Annotated in this window: 14 protein-coding genes; 9 read left to right on the forward strand and 5 right to left on the reverse strand. The window is 56.2% G+C overall.

From position 1 onward, the window contains the following. Positions 1 to 128 precede the first annotated feature (128 nt). The 3 genes from EPG66_RS15645 to tolC all read right to left on the reverse strand — a co-directional run bounded on the left by EPG66_RS15645 (position 129) and on the right by tolC (position 3577). Positions 129 to 1289, reverse strand: a complete 1161-nt coding sequence (locus EPG66_RS15645) for a glutathionylspermidine synthase family protein (RefSeq protein ID WP_039390665.1) — start codon at positions 1287 to 1289, stop codon at positions 129 to 131. Positions 1290 to 1296: 7 nt separating this feature from the next. Then, positions 1297 to 1968 carry a DUF1190 family protein gene (locus EPG66_RS15650; protein ID WP_010249037.1) on the reverse strand — a complete coding sequence of 224 codons (672 nt, stop codon included), beginning with the start codon at positions 1966 to 1968 and terminating at the stop codon, positions 1297 to 1299. Positions 1969 to 2110: 142 nt separating this feature from the next. Then, positions 2111 to 3577 carry an outer membrane channel protein TolC gene (tolC, locus tag EPG66_RS15655; RefSeq protein WP_039390667.1) on the reverse strand — a complete coding sequence of 489 codons (1467 nt, stop codon included), beginning with the start codon at positions 3575 to 3577 and terminating at the stop codon, positions 2111 to 2113. A 213-nt stretch (positions 3578 to 3790) separates the two neighbouring features. Between tolC and nudF the strand changes: the two genes are divergently transcribed. The 6 genes from nudF to EPG66_RS15685 all read left to right on the forward strand — a co-directional run bounded on the left by nudF (position 3791) and on the right by EPG66_RS15685 (position 9242). Next, positions 3791 to 4426 carry an ADP-ribose diphosphatase gene (gene nudF, locus EPG66_RS15660; RefSeq protein WP_031590867.1) on the forward strand — a complete coding sequence of 212 codons (636 nt, stop codon included), beginning with the start codon at positions 3791 to 3793 and terminating at the stop codon, positions 4424 to 4426. Further along, positions 4423 to 4848 carry a DUF1249 family protein gene (locus tag EPG66_RS15665; RefSeq protein WP_008925735.1) on the forward strand — a complete coding sequence of 142 codons (426 nt, stop codon included), beginning with the start codon at positions 4423 to 4425 and terminating at the stop codon, positions 4846 to 4848. Before nudF ends, EPG66_RS15665 begins: the two co-directional genes overlap by 4 nt. Positions 4849 to 4890: 42 nt before the next feature. Continuing rightward, positions 4891 to 5718, forward strand: a complete 828-nt coding sequence (gene cpdA / locus EPG66_RS15670; protein WP_022623882.1) for a 3',5'-cyclic-AMP phosphodiesterase — start codon at positions 4891 to 4893, stop codon at positions 5716 to 5718. Between the two features lie 3 nt (positions 5719 to 5721). Then, positions 5722 to 6303, forward strand: coding sequence for an esterase YqiA (gene yqiA / locus EPG66_RS15675; protein WP_010249032.1), 582 nt, complete (start codon positions 5722 to 5724; stop codon positions 6301 to 6303). A 49-nt stretch (positions 6304 to 6352) separates the two neighbouring features. Then, the gene (parE, locus tag EPG66_RS15680) at positions 6353 to 8248 is read left to right on the forward strand and encodes a DNA topoisomerase IV subunit B (RefSeq protein ID WP_010249031.1); all 1896 of its coding nucleotides are present in this window, start codon (positions 6353 to 6355) and stop codon (positions 8246 to 8248) included. A 94-nt stretch (positions 8249 to 8342) separates the two neighbouring features. Continuing rightward, positions 8343 to 9242, forward strand: coding sequence for a LysR substrate-binding domain-containing protein (locus tag EPG66_RS15685; RefSeq protein ID WP_182687487.1), 900 nt, complete (start codon positions 8343 to 8345; stop codon positions 9240 to 9242). A gap of 295 nt (positions 9243 to 9537) precedes the next feature. Here EPG66_RS15685 and EPG66_RS15690 read toward each other — a convergent pair whose 3' ends face one another. Together EPG66_RS15690 and EPG66_RS15695 are read right to left on the reverse strand one after the other, a co-directional pair. Next, a complete protein-coding gene (locus EPG66_RS15690; protein WP_031590861.1) occupies positions 9538 to 9846 on the reverse strand; it encodes a putative quinol monooxygenase in 309 nt (102 codons plus the stop codon). Positions 9847 to 9894: 48 nt separating this feature from the next. Beyond that, on the reverse strand, positions 9895 to 10476 hold the full coding sequence (locus tag EPG66_RS15695; RefSeq protein ID WP_182687489.1) for an NAD(P)H-dependent oxidoreductase: 582 nt from the start codon (positions 10474 to 10476) through the stop codon (positions 9895 to 9897). A 114-nt stretch (positions 10477 to 10590) separates the two neighbouring features. Here EPG66_RS15695 and EPG66_RS15700 point away from each other — a divergent pair, with 114 nt between their 5' ends. The 3 genes from EPG66_RS15700 to EPG66_RS15710 all read left to right on the forward strand — a co-directional run bounded on the left by EPG66_RS15700 (position 10591) and on the right by EPG66_RS15710 (position 14658). Continuing rightward, positions 10591 to 11409: a transporter substrate-binding domain-containing protein gene (locus EPG66_RS15700; RefSeq protein ID WP_182687534.1), complete on the forward strand. Its 819-nt coding sequence runs from the start codon at positions 10591 to 10593 to the stop codon at positions 11407 to 11409. A 192-nt stretch (positions 11410 to 11601) separates the two neighbouring features. Next, entirely contained in the window at positions 11602 to 13875 is a 2274-nt protein-coding gene (parC, locus tag EPG66_RS15705; protein ID WP_010671122.1) for a DNA topoisomerase IV subunit A, read from the forward strand. Positions 13876 to 13920: 45 nt separating this feature from the next. Continuing rightward, positions 13921 to 14658, forward strand: a complete 738-nt coding sequence (locus EPG66_RS15710) for a 1-acylglycerol-3-phosphate O-acyltransferase (RefSeq protein ID WP_010671121.1) — start codon at positions 13921 to 13923, stop codon at positions 14656 to 14658. The last annotated feature ends 64 nt before the right edge of the window (positions 14659 to 14722 follow it).

Here is a 14722-nt window from a genome sequence, read left to right on the forward strand (position 1 = left end):
GTCCCGCGCCAGGGACGGCGCGGGCCGAGCGTGTCATGGATGACGGCTTTTGCGTCTTTCCGATCTGACCGTGTTCTTTGCGCAGGCTCGGTCTAACCGCTAAACCAAACGGAGATTATCGCGGTGCATTAACCGATAAAAGCGTGCGGATAGAAACGGGAAAGATCCTGCGTGATCAGGTCGCGATCTTCCCGCAGGCCGATACCGGCCGGTTGATCGTCAATCAGCCAGCTGCCGATCAGCGTATAGCTGTCGCCAAACTTAGGCAGCGGATGGAACTGCTGGACGATCATTCCCTCTTCGCCATAGGGTCCATCGACGCGGGCGATCTCCTGACCATTTTCAACGATGCGGATGTTGGCACCTTCACGTGAAAACAGCGGTTTCACCACATATTTGTCCATGTGCGGCACATCATCTTCCGCGAACCAGGCGGGCAGCAGGTTAGGGTGATTCGGGAACATCTCCCACAGCAACGGCAGCAAGGCTTTATTCGAGATAATGCTTTTCCAGGCCGGTTCCAGCCAGCGCACGCCAGCATCGCCCAGCTTGGTGGAGAACATCTCACGCAGCATGAACTCCCACGGATAGAGCTTGAACAGGTTGCTAATCACCTGATCCTGGGCGTCGGTAAATTCCCCTTTTTCGCCCAGTCCAATTTCATCCATGTAGAGAAACTCACTCGGCAGTCCCGCTTCGGTGGCGCAATCCTGAAGATATTGCACGGTGCCGCGATCTTCGTCGGTATCACGGCAGCAGGCGAAGTGCAGCCAGTTGAAGCCGTGCTGCTGATGTAACGCGGCAAAGCGTTCAATCAGCTTTTCCTGCAGGCTATTAAACTGATCGCTGCCTGCGGGGAGCTGACCGGCGTTAAGCTGGTCCTCCAGCCACAACCACTGGAAAAACGCCGCTTCATACAGCGAGGTCGGCGTATCGGCATTGTTCTCCAGCAGCTTTACATCGCCTTTGCCATCCCAGGCGAGATCCAGACGAGAGTAAAGCGAAGGCTGACGCTGATGCCATGAATCGCGCACGAAGTCCCAGGTGTGTTTGGGGATGCGGAATTTAGTCAGCAGCGCTTCGCTGTTAACCACTTTTTCCACCACCTGCAGGCACATTTGATGTAATTCAGCGGTCACATCTTCCAGATGCTCGATTTGCGCCAGCGTGAACTGGTAATAAGCATCTTCACACCAGTAGGGTTCACCATGCATGGTGTGAAAACGAAAACCGAACTCGGTGGCTTTTTCGCGCCAGCCTGGGCGCTCTGAAATGGCAATGCGTTCCATCGGGGCGTTAGCCTCCCATTGAGCGGCTGGAAGTGCCGCTGGCGCTGCTACGCTGCATGCTGTTCTGCTTCGCGACAGTTTCACCAAAGCCACCACGGGTAATGGTGGAGGTGGTAGCCGGTTTTGGTGCCAGCGCCGTTTTCGGCACGGTCATGCTTTTGCCGGATGTTGCTGCACCATAATTACGGCCTGATGCATCAACAAACTGACCATTGGCCGGGCTGCGGGCATTTTTCGGAGAGAAGAGCGGTTGCTGTGCAAAGCCCGAACCACCGCCCATCATGCGGCCCATCATGTAACCTGCCATCAGTGGCATCCAGAAGCTGCCGCCACTCTGCTGCGATTCGGCATTAGTGGTGCCCACGCCCGCCTGAGCCGGTGTCTGCTGACACTGGTTTTCACCAAATTCAGCGACACAATCTTCACGCGTGGCATATTTTGGCGCGGTGCGTTCCGCCTCTTTTTTAGCCTCATTGAATGCGGTAGTACATTGCGCACTCTGGCCCGGATTGGCTTTTGAACAGTCATCAGCGTTCTGGTACATCGAAACTGTTTCGTCGTTCTGTTCACAGCCAGCCAGCATAAATACCGCCGAAACGGCGATAGCAACGGGCGTTAAATGGCGTGCCTGCCAGCTTTTGCGAAAAGCGGCATAGCGAATAGATTTTGTGCGTTTCATTATGATTATCCTGTGCCCAAAGGTAGCGCATAGAATAGGGGATGGGGGGGTAAAATTGAAGCTGGAGGCCTGATACAACAGGGATCTTTACTTAGTTATACGTTCAACAGAGAGACGGGCCGCAAAGCAGCCCGTCCGCTCATTAATTACCGAAAGGATTACCGCTGCTGTGGCGAGCCGCAGGACGCGCTGCCTCAGAAGAGCCGGTTGCCGCCGGACCGCTATCCACGCGCGCGGTCTGCTGTGCATTTTCCGGTGCCACCGTTTCCGGTGAGGTCGGGATCTCTTTACCCAGCTGGCTGTTCAGTTTCTGCAGGCTCTGCTCATTGAGCGTACCCAGCGCATAGCTGATATTCAGCTGGTTAATCAGATAGCTATAGCGCGCATCGGAGAGCTGCTGCTTAGCGTTGTAGAGCACGGTGGTTGCATCCAGCACATCAACGATAGTACGCGTACCAACCTGATAGCCCGCTTCTGACGCATCCAGAGAGCTTTGCGCAGAGACCACGGCCTGTTTATAAGCGTTGATGCTGCTGATAGAAGCATTCACGTTGTTAAACGATGAGCGGACTGTCTGAACCGCAGAGCGGTGCGCGCTTTCCAGCGATTCACTGGCGCTGACGAAGCTGTACTGTGCCTGTTTCACCTGAGAGGTGACGCTGCCGCCGCTATAGAGTGGCAGTGAGAAGCTCAGACCCACCTGGTTAGTACCGCTAATGGAGTCAGTAGAGCCCTGGCTCTGGTTCGCACGGCTGCCGCCATATTTACTGTTCGACATGCCGGTAGAGGCTGTCAGACCAATAGTGGGCATATGACCCGCTTCCATCTGACGGATCTGCTCACGGGCTAAATCCTGGTTCAGACGCGCAGAGAGCAGCGACAGATTACGGCTTTCTGCCTGCTTAAGCAGCGCGCTGACCGGTTCGGGCTTATCGGTTCTGAAGCGATCAATGCTCAGCGAAGCCAGCGACATGTAGTCCATGCCGGTAATCTGACGCAGCGTTTCCACGTTGTTATCGAGGTTATTACGCGCGGTCACTTCGTTAGCCAGCACGCTGTCATATTGCGCACGGGCGTTCTGTACGTCAGTGATGGCAACCAGGCCAACGTTAAAGCGTTGAGTGGTTTGATCCAGTTCGCGATAGATCGACTGTTTCTGCGCTTCGGTGTAAGAAAGGGTATCAATCGCTTTCAGCACGTTGAAGTAGGCGGTCGCGGTGTTCAGAATCAGATCCTGCTGCGCCACCTGATAGGTCACATCCTGGATACCGGCAGCTTTTTCCTGCAGGGTCAGCGCGCGCCATTTCGACATGTCGAAAATAGTCTGGGTTAATTGCAGCGAGCCGCTGGTCGTGTTGGAATGGAGACCGCTACTGTCGCGATAGCCGCCGTTATAGGTGTAGTCTGCACCCAGGCCGAGCTGGGGTAATAATGGGCTACGCGCTTCGTTGATTTTCTCAAAGGCAGAATCGCGATCGGCAGCGGCGCTGCGCAGATCCGGGTTGCTCAGACGTGCTTGTTGATAAACCTGAAGCAGGTCTTCGGCCTGGCTGGCGAAGCTGAAACCGCCCAGGCTCAGCCCAATAAAAAATGGGAGCAGTTTTTTCATTTGCATTCCTTTTGTTGCAGCAAATTGCAGTGGGTGCGCTGCCGGGTAAGCCAAAAAATTATCGCCGATTCTAGCAGAGGGCAACTGTGAGATAAGTTGGCTGAACGTGCCTTCTCCCCCTAATTTACGTAAATAATTCAGAAAGAACCACTTACATGGAGCACGGTTACAGGCTTTTTTCGCTCCACCTCAATCTGCATAAGGAACCCGATGATGCCGGAAGAAAAAAAATCCCCTGTGACTTTCACAAAAAACGATGTAGAAATTATTGCACGCGAAACCGTCTATGATGGTTTTTTTTCCGTCGTACGTTATCGCTTCCGCCACCGCCAGTTTAACGGCGAAATGAGTGGAGAAGTACAGCGCGAAGTTTTTGAGCGCGGACATGCCGCCGTGCTGCTACCTTATGATCCCTTACGCGATGAAGTGGTGCTGATTGAACAGATCCGCATCCCGGCTTATGACAGCAGTGTTTCGCCCTGGTTGCTGGAGATGGTCGCCGGCATTATTGAGCCCGGTGAATCTGTCGAGCAGGTCGTGCGCCGTGAAGCCGTTGAAGAAGCAGGATTAGAGGTCGGCCGGATTAAGCCCCTGCTTAACTATCTGGCCAGCCCTGGCGGCACCAGCGAACGTCTGTCGGTGCTGATTGGGGAAGTGGATGCCAGCCAGGCAGAGGGATGCCATGGTCTGGAGGAAGAGAATGAGGATATTCTTGTCCATGTGGTGAGCCGCGAACAGGCTTACCGCTGGGTGGAAGAGGGGATAATTGACAATGCGGCGTCTGTCATCGCCCTGCAATGGCTGGCGTTGCACCATGAGAAACTACGCGAAGAGTGGATACAAAAATGAAACAGCGCTATACCCCTGACTTTCCCGAAATGATGCGGCTCTGCGAAACCAATTTCGCCCAGTTACGCCGCCTGCTGCCGCGTAACGATGAGGCGGGAGAATCGGTGATCTATCAGGTGAGTGGCGCCCGTTATCAGCTGACGATTCAGGAGTCGACACGCTACACCACGCTGGTGGAGATCCGCCAGGTCGCGCCTGCCGTGAGTTACTGGAGTCTGCCCTCGATGTCGGTAAGGCTCTATCACGATGCGATGGTCGCCGAAGTGTGTTCAACTCAACAGATCTATCGTTTCAAAGCGCGCTATGATTATCCTAATAAAAAATTGCACCAGCGCGATGAAAAACATCAGATAAACCAGTTTCTCGCAGACTGGCTGCGCTACTGCCTGGCACATGGTGCGATGGCAGTTCCGGTCTGCTGATGCGTATAATGCAGTAAATGGCGTGGAGACGAAGGAAACGCTTTGGATAGCCTGCTAACTCTTCCTGCAGCGAACGGTTCCGAAATCAGGATTTTGCAAATCACGGATACCCACCTGTTCGCGGGAAAACATGAATCGCTGCTTGGGGTGAACACCTGGTCGAGCTATAAAGCGGTGCTGGATGCGATTATTGCGCAACATCGTGACTACGACCTGATTATCGCCACCGGCGATCTCGCCCAGGATCACTCTATCGAAGCCTATCAGCATTTTGCTGAGGGCATCTCACGTTTGCCCCGGCCCTGCGTCTGGCTGCCCGGTAATCACGATTTTCAGCCTGCGATGTTCGACACGCTGGCAGCCGCTCATATCAATGCCCACAAGCAGGTGCTGGTGGGTGAGCAGTGGCAGATTGTGTTGCTGGACAGCCAGGTCTCGGGTGTGCCGCACGGGATGCTGAGCGATTATCAGCTGGAGTGGCTCGATAACGCGCTGGCCCGCTATCCGCAACGTCATACGCTGGTCCTGCTGCACCACCATCCGCTGGCTTCTGGCTGCACCTGGCTCGATCAGCACAGCCTGCGCAACTCACATCAGCTTGATGCGGTGTTACAGCATTACCCGTTAGCCCGGACGCTGGTCTGTGGTCATATTCACCAGGAGCTGGACCTTGAGTGGCACGGTCGTCGTGTGCTGGCCACCCCTTCAACCTGCGTTCAGTTCAAACCGCACTGCACCAGCTTTACGATCGATACCGTGGCACCAGGCTGGCGTTGGTTCACGCTGTATCCGGATGGCGGCCTTGAGACCGAGGTTAACCGGCTCGACACCGACGCTTTTCGTCCCGATTTAGACTCAGAAGGATACTGACGCGTGGCGGCATTACTCTATCTGCACGGTTTTAACAGCTCGCCGCAGTCGGCAAAGGCGACGCAGTTCCGGCAATGGTTAGAGGCGCAGCATCCGGAGATCGAAATGATCGTGCCCCAGCTGCCGACGTTTCCGGCCGATGCAGCCGCAATGCTGGAAGATCTGGTACTGAGCCGCAGCGGCGAAACGCTGGGGCTGGTGGGCTCTTCGCTGGGCGGTTATTACGCTACCTGGCTGTCGCAATGCTTTATGCTGCCTGCTGTGGTCGTCAATCCCGCGGTACGGCCTTTTGAGCTGCTGGCGGATTTCCTGGGCGAAAATCAGAATCCCTACACCGGCCAGCAATATGTGTTAGAGTCACGCCACATTTACGATCTGAAAGTAATGCAGATTGAACCGCTGGAAGCGCCCGATTTACTCTGGCTGCTGCAACAGACCGGCGATGAAGTTCTCGATTACCGTCAGGCGCTCGACTATTACAGCGCGTGCCGTCACACGGTAGAAGAGGGCGGAAATCATGCATTTACTGGATTCGAGCGCCATTTCCCGCAGATTCTGGACTTTCTCGGTCTGAATCATCCCTGAGTAATGCGGAAATCGCACCCCATTTCACCCTTCTAATCAGACATTTACGATGAGTCAATCTAACTATAACGCGGATGCCATTGAGGTCCTGACTGGCCTTGAGCCTGTTCGCCGTCGCCCGGGGATGTACACCGATACGACGCGGCCCAACCATTTGGGTCAGGAAGTGATTGATAACAGCGTCGATGAGGCGCTGGGCGGCCACGCGAAGCGGGTTGAAGTGATTCTGCACGCTGACCAGTCGCTGGAAGTTATTGATGATGGTCGTGGCATGCCGGTGGATATTCACCCGGAAGAGGGCGTGCCTGCCGTCGAGCTGATCCTGTGTCGTCTACACGCGGGCGGCAAGTTCTCCAATAAAAACTATCAGTTCTCGGGCGGCCTGCACGGCGTTGGCATCTCGGTGGTGAACGCTCTGTCAAAACGCGTCGAAGTCACGGTGCGCCGTAATGGTGAAATCTATGACATGGCGTTTGAGAATGGCGACAAAGTCCAGGATCTCACGGTCACCGGCACGGTGGCTAAACGCAACACCGGCACGCGCGTCCATTTCTGGCCCGATGAAAGCTTTTTCGACAGCCCACGTTTTTCGGTGTCACGCTTATCACATCTGCTGAAAGCCAAAGCGGTGCTCTGTCCTGGCGTTGAGATTGTCTTTAAAGACAAGCTGAACAATACCGAACAGACCTGGTGCTACGAAGATGGCCTGACTGACTACCTGTGCGAAGCGGTGAATGGCTTACCGACGCTGCCGGAAAAACCGTTTGTCGGCAGCTTTGCTGGCGATGTGGAAGCGGTTGACTGGGCGCTGTTGTGGCTGCCGGAAGGCGGTGAACTGTTAACTGAAAGCTACGTTAACCTGATCCCGACCATGCAGGGCGGGACTCACGTCAACGGCCTGCGTCAGGGGCTGCTGGATGCGATGCGCGAGTTCTGCGAATACCGCAACATTCTGCCGCGTGGCGTGAAGCTCTCCGCTGAAGATATCTGGGATCGCTGCGCCTATGTGCTGTCGGTGAAGATGCAGGATCCGCAGTTCGCCGGGCAGACCAAAGAGCGCCTCTCTTCACGTCAGTGCGCAGCCTTTGTCTCTGGCGTGGTAAAAGATGCCTTCAGCCTGTGGCTGAACCAGAATATCCAGATCGCAGAGCAGCTGGCTGAGCTGGCGATCTCCAGCGCCCAGCGACGTATGCGGGCAGCCAAAAAAGTGGTGCGTAAAAAGCTCACCAGCGGTCCGGCGCTGCCGGGCAAACTGGCGGACTGCACTGCGCAGGATCTGAATAAAACAGAACTGTTCCTGGTCGAAGGGGACTCGGCAGGCGGCTCGGCCAAGCAGGCGCGCGATCGTGAATATCAGGCGATCATGCCGCTTAAGGGCAAGATCCTGAACACCTGGGAAGTCTCTTCCGATGAGGTGCTGGCGTCGCAGGAAGTGCATGATATTTCTGTGGCGATCGGCATCGATCCCGATAGCGAAGATCTTTCACAGCTGCGCTACGGTAAGATCTGCATTCTGGCGGATGCGGACTCCGATGGTCTGCACATCGCCACGCTGCTGTGTGCCCTGTTCGTGAAACATTTCCGTTCACTGGTCAGAAACGGACACGTCTACGTTGCCATGCCGCCGCTCTACCGTATCGATCTCGGAAAAGAGGTCTACTACGCGCTGGATGAAGATGAGAAAGAGGGCGTGCTGGAGCAGCTGAAACGCAAAAAGGGTAAACCTAACGTTCAGCGTTTTAAAGGGCTGGGCGAGATGAACCCCTTGCAGCTGCGCGAAACGACGCTGGATCCGAATACCCGCCGTCTGGTACAGCTGACCATCAGTGAAGAGGATATCGATCAGACGCTGCGCATGATGGATATGCTGCTGGCGAAGAAACGTTCCGAAGACCGGCGTAACTGGTTGCAGGAAAAAGGCGACAAGGCCGATATCGAAGTGTAAAAAAACAGGACGCGAAAGCGTCCTGTTCTCTTTGTGCTTCAGCCAGCACATTCCCAGAGAACCCGGCAGATTCAGAGCAGAGACAGTAATCCTTGTGAAAATTACCCTGGAAGAGTTACGTGCCTGGGTGGCGGTGGTGGACAGCGGTTCTATTACCGCGGCGGCATCCCAGCTGGCGCAGACCAGTTCGGGCATCAGCCGGGCGTTGTCCCGGCTGGAGAGCAAGCTGCAGACCACCCTGCTGCATCGCACCACCCGACGGCTGGCGCTGACCGAAGAGGGACAGGTTTTTCTGGAGCATGCGCGCCAGATCCTGGCCTCGGTTGAGCAGGCCGAAGAGCAGATAGCCCTGCGGCGCGAGATGCCGTCAGGACGGCTGCGGGTAAACGCCGCCACCCCTTTTATGCTGCATGTGATTGTGCCGCTGGTGGACGATTTCCGCGCCCGCTATCCCCTGATCCAGCTTGAACTGAATACCGACGATATCCTGATCGATCTGCTGGAGCAGCAAACGGACATTGCCATTCGCATCGGCGAACTGCGCGACTCTACGCTGCGCGCCCGGATGCTTGGCAGCAGTGCGATCCGGCTGATGGCCAGTCCGGCCTATCTGGCGAAAGCGGGCACCCCGCAGAGCGTGGCCGATCTCGCGCAGCATCAAATCATCGGCTTCAGCCATCCTGAATCCCTCAACGTCTGGCCGGTCCTGCAGCCTGATGGCGATTTCATGCGCATTAAGCCCACAATCTCTGCCTCCAGCGGCGAAACCATCCGGCAGCTGGCGCTGGCAGGACAGGGGATCGCACGCCTCTCCGACTTTGTCAGCCGGGAAGATTGCGCGGCAGGCCGGCTGGTGCCGGTTCTCCCCACTGAAACCCGCGAGCTGCGGTTGCCGGTGCATGCGGTCTATTACCGTAACACCACGCTCTCTTCGCGCATCGGCTGCTTTCTGGATTTTCTCCGCACCGAGATTGATCAGCGTCAGCTGCTGTGATCTCTCCTGGCATAATAAAAAACCCCTGTCATAGGGCAGGGGTTTGGAGATGCTGGCAAGTCTGGCCGGATTCGCTGTGAGATTGTGCTTGCACAGGGAACACGGTCAGATCGGAAAGACGCTCAAGCCAGTCCCTGGTCGCTCTACCCGCGCCATCCCTGGCGCGGGACGCTTTCCTCTTCTGACCGTGTTCCCTTCGCGTTGAGCTAATTCATTGCTGCCAGAGGCACTCAGGTTTGAGGTTGTCAGCAGCCTGACCCCTTTTACCGAAAAGGGGTTAAGCCTTCAGCATGAATCAGGCGCTGGGTTCCAGCACCAGAATCTTCACATCCACCACATCATCTTTAATGATGGCGCGATGCGCATCCATATGCGGCATCTGCTGATGCTGCTCCAGATGACGCAGCGTTTCCCACTGTTCCAGCATAAAAATGGAGTCTGGGGAGTTCTGTTTCCACGGCACCTGCGCCTGATGGTCCAGCAGCGCGTCATACTGATGGCAGCCATCTTCTTCTAAAACCAGCGGGATCAGTTTTTTCACCGCATCCAGCACGGCCTGACGGCGACCGGGTTTGACACAAATTTCAGCAACGACTGTTAACATTCGCGAATTCCTCTTTCGTGGGAAAATAGGGGGTATCCCCCAGCCATCTTACGCAAAAACGCGACTAAGATGGGTCCGATAAGCGGCAATATCGCGTGGCACGTCCGGCGCTTTAATCACATCGTTGCAGATAAAGGTCGGCAGCGCTTCCATGCCCAGGAACTGGTTGGCTTTGTGGAAGTGCAGATAAAGACCGTCGACGCCGACGCCTTCAAAGAACTGCTCCGGATCGGTAAAGGCCTGCAGTGGCGCATTCCATGTCAGCGACAGCATATATTTTTTGCCCTGCAGCAGACCGCCGGAACCATATTTCTTCGCCGCATCAGAACGGGTACGGCCATCGCTGGCGTAGAGTGAGCCGTGGCCTTCGGTAAAGACTTCATCGATGTAACGCTTCACCGTCCACGGCTCGCCCATCCACCAGCCAGGCATCTGATAAATCACCACATCGCTATCGACATATTTCTGCACTTCATCGGCGACCACGTAGTCGCTGTCAGCCAGGGTCACAGACACCTCATGCCCCATGTCACGCAGCTGGCTGGCCGCAACGTCGCTCAGCGTGTGGTTCAGCTCACCTTTAGAGTGGGCAAAGGTTTTGCCGCCATCGATAATTAAAATCTTGCTCATGAATCGTTTGCCTCATTTCCTGAATATGGCGCTTAGCTTACGCGCGCTGCGGTCGCAGAAAAATGGGAGGTTGATCACAACACTTTTGCTGTGGAAGCAACAATGCGCCGGTTTATGGCACCATCGGCAGGCAAACTCACTGTGAAAACAATTATAGAAAAACGCAAAATGAAAAAAATTGTCCTCTCTTTGCTGCTGGCCACCGGTGCTGTCCAGGCACAATCTCATCTCGACACCATCCTCAGTTCTAAAATGCTTAAGGTCTGCACCACCGGCGATTACAAGCCTTACAGCTACCTGCGACCCGATGGTCAGTATGAAGGGCTGGATATCAGCATGGCGAACGCGCTGGCTACCTCGCTCGGCGCGAAAGTGGAGTGGGTGCCAACCAGCTGGAAAAACCTGATGCCCGATTTTCTGGCAAAGCAGTGTGATATCGCCGTCGGCGGCGTCTCCGTCACGCTGAAACGCCAGCAGACCGCCTGGTTTGCCCGGCCGCTGGATGTGGATGGCAAAATCCCGCTGGTGCGCTGCAGCGATAAAGAGCGCTTCCAGACCATCGAACAGCTCAACCGGCCTGACGTGCGGCTGATTGAACCGGCTGGCGGCACCAACGAAGCCTTTGTGCACAGCCACCTGCCACAGGCCTCACTGACGCTGTTCCACGATAACGTCACCATCTTCCGGCAACTCGTGGACAACAAGGCGGATGTGATGATCACCGATGCCTCTGAAGCGCGTTTTCAGCAGCAGCATTACCCGACGCTCTGTGCGATCAATCCCGACAAACCGCTGCAGTATGGCGAGAAGGCTTACATGATTCCGCGTGACGATATCAGCTGGAAGCTCTATGTCGATCAGTGGCTGCATCTCAGCACCGCCACCGGCGAATATCGTGACATTGCCCGCCAGTGGATGGGCGCAAAGCCCTGATCCACTTCCGCAGACAGGTCAGACACTTGCCGGTCTGAATCCGGCGTGTCTCTGACACATAAAATTGCGCGGCGGGACGCCTGCTCTCCCGCGCTTCCCCTGTGACTAACACCAGCGAATAAGGTACTATCCTCGCCAAACCACCGCCGGGTGTCCCGCCGTTGTGGGCCACGATGTGAGGATGAGAAATTAATGAGTGAACTGACTCAGGATGGTGCAGAGCGTCTTGCCCTGCACACATTCACCGAGAATGCGTACTTAAACTATTCGATGTACGTCATCATGGACCGCGCCCTGCCTTACATTGGCGACGGATTAAAGCCGGTTCAGCGACGTATCGTCTACGCCATGTCCGAACTGGGACTTAGCGCCAGCGCAAAATTCAAAAAATCGGCGCGTACCGTAGGTGACGTGCTGGGTAAATACCATCCGCACGGCGACAGCGCCTGCTATGAAGCGATGGTGCTGATGGCGCAGCCGTTCTCCTACCGTTATCCGCTGGTCGATGGCCAGGGTAACTGGGGTGCACCGGATGATCCCAAGTCATTCGCGGCGATGCGTTACACCGAATCCCGCCTGTCAAAATATGCCGAGCTGCTGCTGGGTGAGCTGGGTCAGGGGACGGTCGATTATCAGCCGAACTTTGATGGCACGCTGCAGGAGCCGAAGATGTTACCGGCGCGCCTGCCCAATATTCTGCTGAACGGCACCACCGGGATTGCCGTCGGTATGGCGACCGATATTCCGCCGCACAACCTGCGCGAAGTGGCTCAGGCCGCCATCGCGCTGATCGACTCGCCGAAAACCACGCTGGAACAGCTGCTGGATATTGTCCAGGGGCCTGATTATCCTACAGAGGCGGAGATCATCACGCCGCGTGACGAAATCCGCAAAATCTATCAGACCGGTCGCGGCTCGATTCGCCAGCGTGCAGTCTGGAAGAAGGAAGAGGGCGAGGCGGTGATTACCGCGCTGCCGCATCAGGTGTCGGGCGCGCGCGTGCTGGAGCAGATTGCGAACCAGATGCGCAATAAAAAACTGCCGATGGTGGAGGATCTGCGTGATGAATCGGATCACGAGAACCCGACCCGCCTGGTGATCGTTCCGCGCTCCAACCGCGTCGATCTCGATCAGGTGATGAACCATCTGTTCGCCACCACCGATCTGGAAAAGAGCTACCGCGTTAACCTCAACATGATCGGGCTGGATAACCGCCCGGCGGTGAAAAATCTGCATGAGATCCTGACCGAATGGCTGGTGTTCCGCCGCGATACGGTCAAACGTCGTCTGAATCACCGCCTGGATCGCGTGCTGCGCCGCCTGCATATCCTGGAAGGTTTGCTGGTTGCGTTCCTGAACATCGATGAAGTGATCGAGATCATCCGTACTGAGGATGAGCCTAAGCCGGTCCTGATGTCACGCTTTGGCATCAGCGAAACCCAGGCCGAATCGATCCTTGAACTGAAGTTGCGCCACCTGGCAAAACTGGAAGAGATGAAGATCCGTGGCGAGCAGGCGGAGCTGGAAAAAGAGCGCGATCAGCTGCAGGCCACGCTGGCCTCTGAACGCAAGATGAACACCCTGCTGAAAAAAGAGTTACAGGCTGACAGCGCCAGCTACGGCGACGATCGTCGCTCGCCGCTGCGTGAGCGTGAAGAAGCCAAAGCCCTGAGCGAAACCGAGCTGGTGCCGTCTGAACCGGTGACCATTGTGCTGTCGCAGATGGGCTGGGTGCGCAGCGCCAAAGGCCACGATATTGATCCTGCCGGACTCAGCTACAAAGCGGGCGACAGCTATCTGGCTGCAGCACGCGGCAAGAGCAATCAGCCGGTGGCCTTTATCGACTCCACCGGTCGCAGCTACACTCTGGATCCGACGTCGCTGCCTTCAGCGCGCGGTCAGGGCGAGCCGCTGACCGGCAAGCTGACGCCACCGCCGGGTGCGGTAGTTGAACAGGTGCTGATGGAGCCGGATGACCAGCGCCTGCTGATGGCCTCTGATGCGGGTTATGGCTTTATCTGTACCTTCAGCGATCTGGTGTCGCGCAACCGCGCCGGTAAAGCGCTGCTGACGCTGCCGGAAAACGCCCGTGTGATGACGCCGATGGCCGTCCATCATGAAGATGACATGCTGCTGGCGATTACCCAGGCGGGACGGATGCTGATGTTCCCGGTCGGGGAGCTGCCGCAGATGTCGAAAGGCAAGGGCAACAAAATCATCTCGATTCCATCCGCGGAAGCGGCCGCCGGTCAGGACAAACTGGCCTGGCTGATGATTTTGCCGCCGGGCAGCGCTATCACGCTGCACGTGGGCAAGCGTAAAATGCTGCTGCGCAGTGAAGAGCTACAAAAATTCCGCGCCGATCGTGGACGTCGCGGCACGCTGTTACCGCGCGGCCTGCAAAAAATTGATCGTGTTGAACTGGATGCGCCTGCGCGTCCGGCGAGCCCGGATAGCGAAGCGTAAACTACCCGGCTGACACCGCGTCAGCCGTGGCTCAATGAGGGAACTATGTTACTGATTCTGCGTGCCATTATTGTGGTCATCTATTCGATCTTAGTCTGTATATCTGGCTGTATCTGGTGTCTGTTTTCACCGCGCAATCCGCGTCACGTCGCCACATTTGGCCATCTGTTCGGCAAACTGTCGACAGTGTTTGGCCTCAAAGTAGAACTGCGCAGACCGGAAGGTGCTGAGAATTATGGTAATGCGATCTACATCGCGAACCATCAGAACAACTACGACATGGTCACTGCGGCTAAAATGGTGCAGCCCTGCACGGTGACGGTGGGCAAGAAGAGCCTGTTGTGGGTGCCGTTTTTTGGCCTGCTCTACTGGCTGACCGGTAACCTGTTGATCGATCGCGATGACCGTGCAAAAGCACGCGGCACGATCGGTCAGCTGGTGGATGAGTTTAACAGTAAGCGCATCTCCATCTGGATGTTCCCGGAAGGGACGCGCAGCCGTGGCCGTGGCCTGCTACCGTTTAAAACCGGTGCCTTTCACGCCGCTGTGGCGGCGGGTGTGCCGATCATTCCGATTGTGGTCTCCAACACGCATGGCAAGATCAACCTCAATCGCTGGAAAAACGGGCTGGTGATCGTTGAGATGCTGCCCCCGATTGATGTAAAGGCTTTCGAGTCGTCGTCGGTGCGTAAGCTGGCGACCCACTGTCGCGAACTGATGGCGGCAAAGCTGGAAGAGCTGAACGCCGAAGTCGCAGAACGCGAAAAAAACGGAAATATCTGACCGGCGAACCATTCGCCGAACTATCCTGCAGGGATGCCGCACGGCGGGGCACGTCCGCCCGCCG

The organism is Pantoea pleuroti, from assembly GCF_014156615.1.
Lineage (GTDB): Bacteria > Pseudomonadota > Gammaproteobacteria > Enterobacterales > Enterobacteriaceae > Pantoea > Pantoea agglomerans.

What these genes read in the sequence shown, in the direction of transcription:
- EPG66_RS15645 (WP_039390665.1), bottom strand. Translation starts at nt 1,289, where the DNA reads ATGGAACGCATTGCCATTTCAGAGCGCCCAGGCTGGCGCGAAAAAGCC.
- EPG66_RS15650 (WP_010249037.1), bottom strand. Translation starts at nt 1,968, where the DNA reads ATGAAACGCACAAAATCTATTCGCTATGCCGCTTTTCGCAAAAGCTGG.
- tolC (WP_039390667.1), bottom strand. Translation starts at nt 3,577, where the DNA reads ATGAAAAAACTGCTCCCATTTTTTATTGGGCTGAGCCTGGGCGGTTTC.
- nudF (WP_031590867.1), top strand. Translation starts at nt 3,791, where the DNA reads ATGCCGGAAGAAAAAAAATCCCCTGTGACTTTCACAAAAAACGATGTA.
- EPG66_RS15665 (WP_008925735.1), top strand. Translation starts at nt 4,423, where the DNA reads ATGAAACAGCGCTATACCCCTGACTTTCCCGAAATGATGCGGCTCTGC.
- parE (WP_010249031.1), top strand. Translation starts at nt 6,353, where the DNA reads ATGAGTCAATCTAACTATAACGCGGATGCCATTGAGGTCCTGACTGGC.
- EPG66_RS15690 (WP_031590861.1), bottom strand. Translation starts at nt 9,846, where the DNA reads ATGTTAACAGTCGTTGCTGAAATTTGTGTCAAACCCGGTCGCCGTCAG.
- EPG66_RS15695 (WP_182687489.1), bottom strand. Translation starts at nt 10,476, where the DNA reads ATGAGCAAGATTTTAATTATCGATGGCGGCAAAACCTTTGCCCACTCT.
- EPG66_RS15700 (WP_182687534.1), top strand. Translation starts at nt 10,591, where the DNA reads ATGGCACCATCGGCAGGCAAACTCACTGTGAAAACAATTATAGAAAAA.
- parC (WP_010671122.1), top strand. Translation starts at nt 11,602, where the DNA reads ATGAGTGAACTGACTCAGGATGGTGCAGAGCGTCTTGCCCTGCACACA.
- EPG66_RS15710 (WP_010671121.1), top strand. Translation starts at nt 13,921, where the DNA reads ATGTTACTGATTCTGCGTGCCATTATTGTGGTCATCTATTCGATCTTA.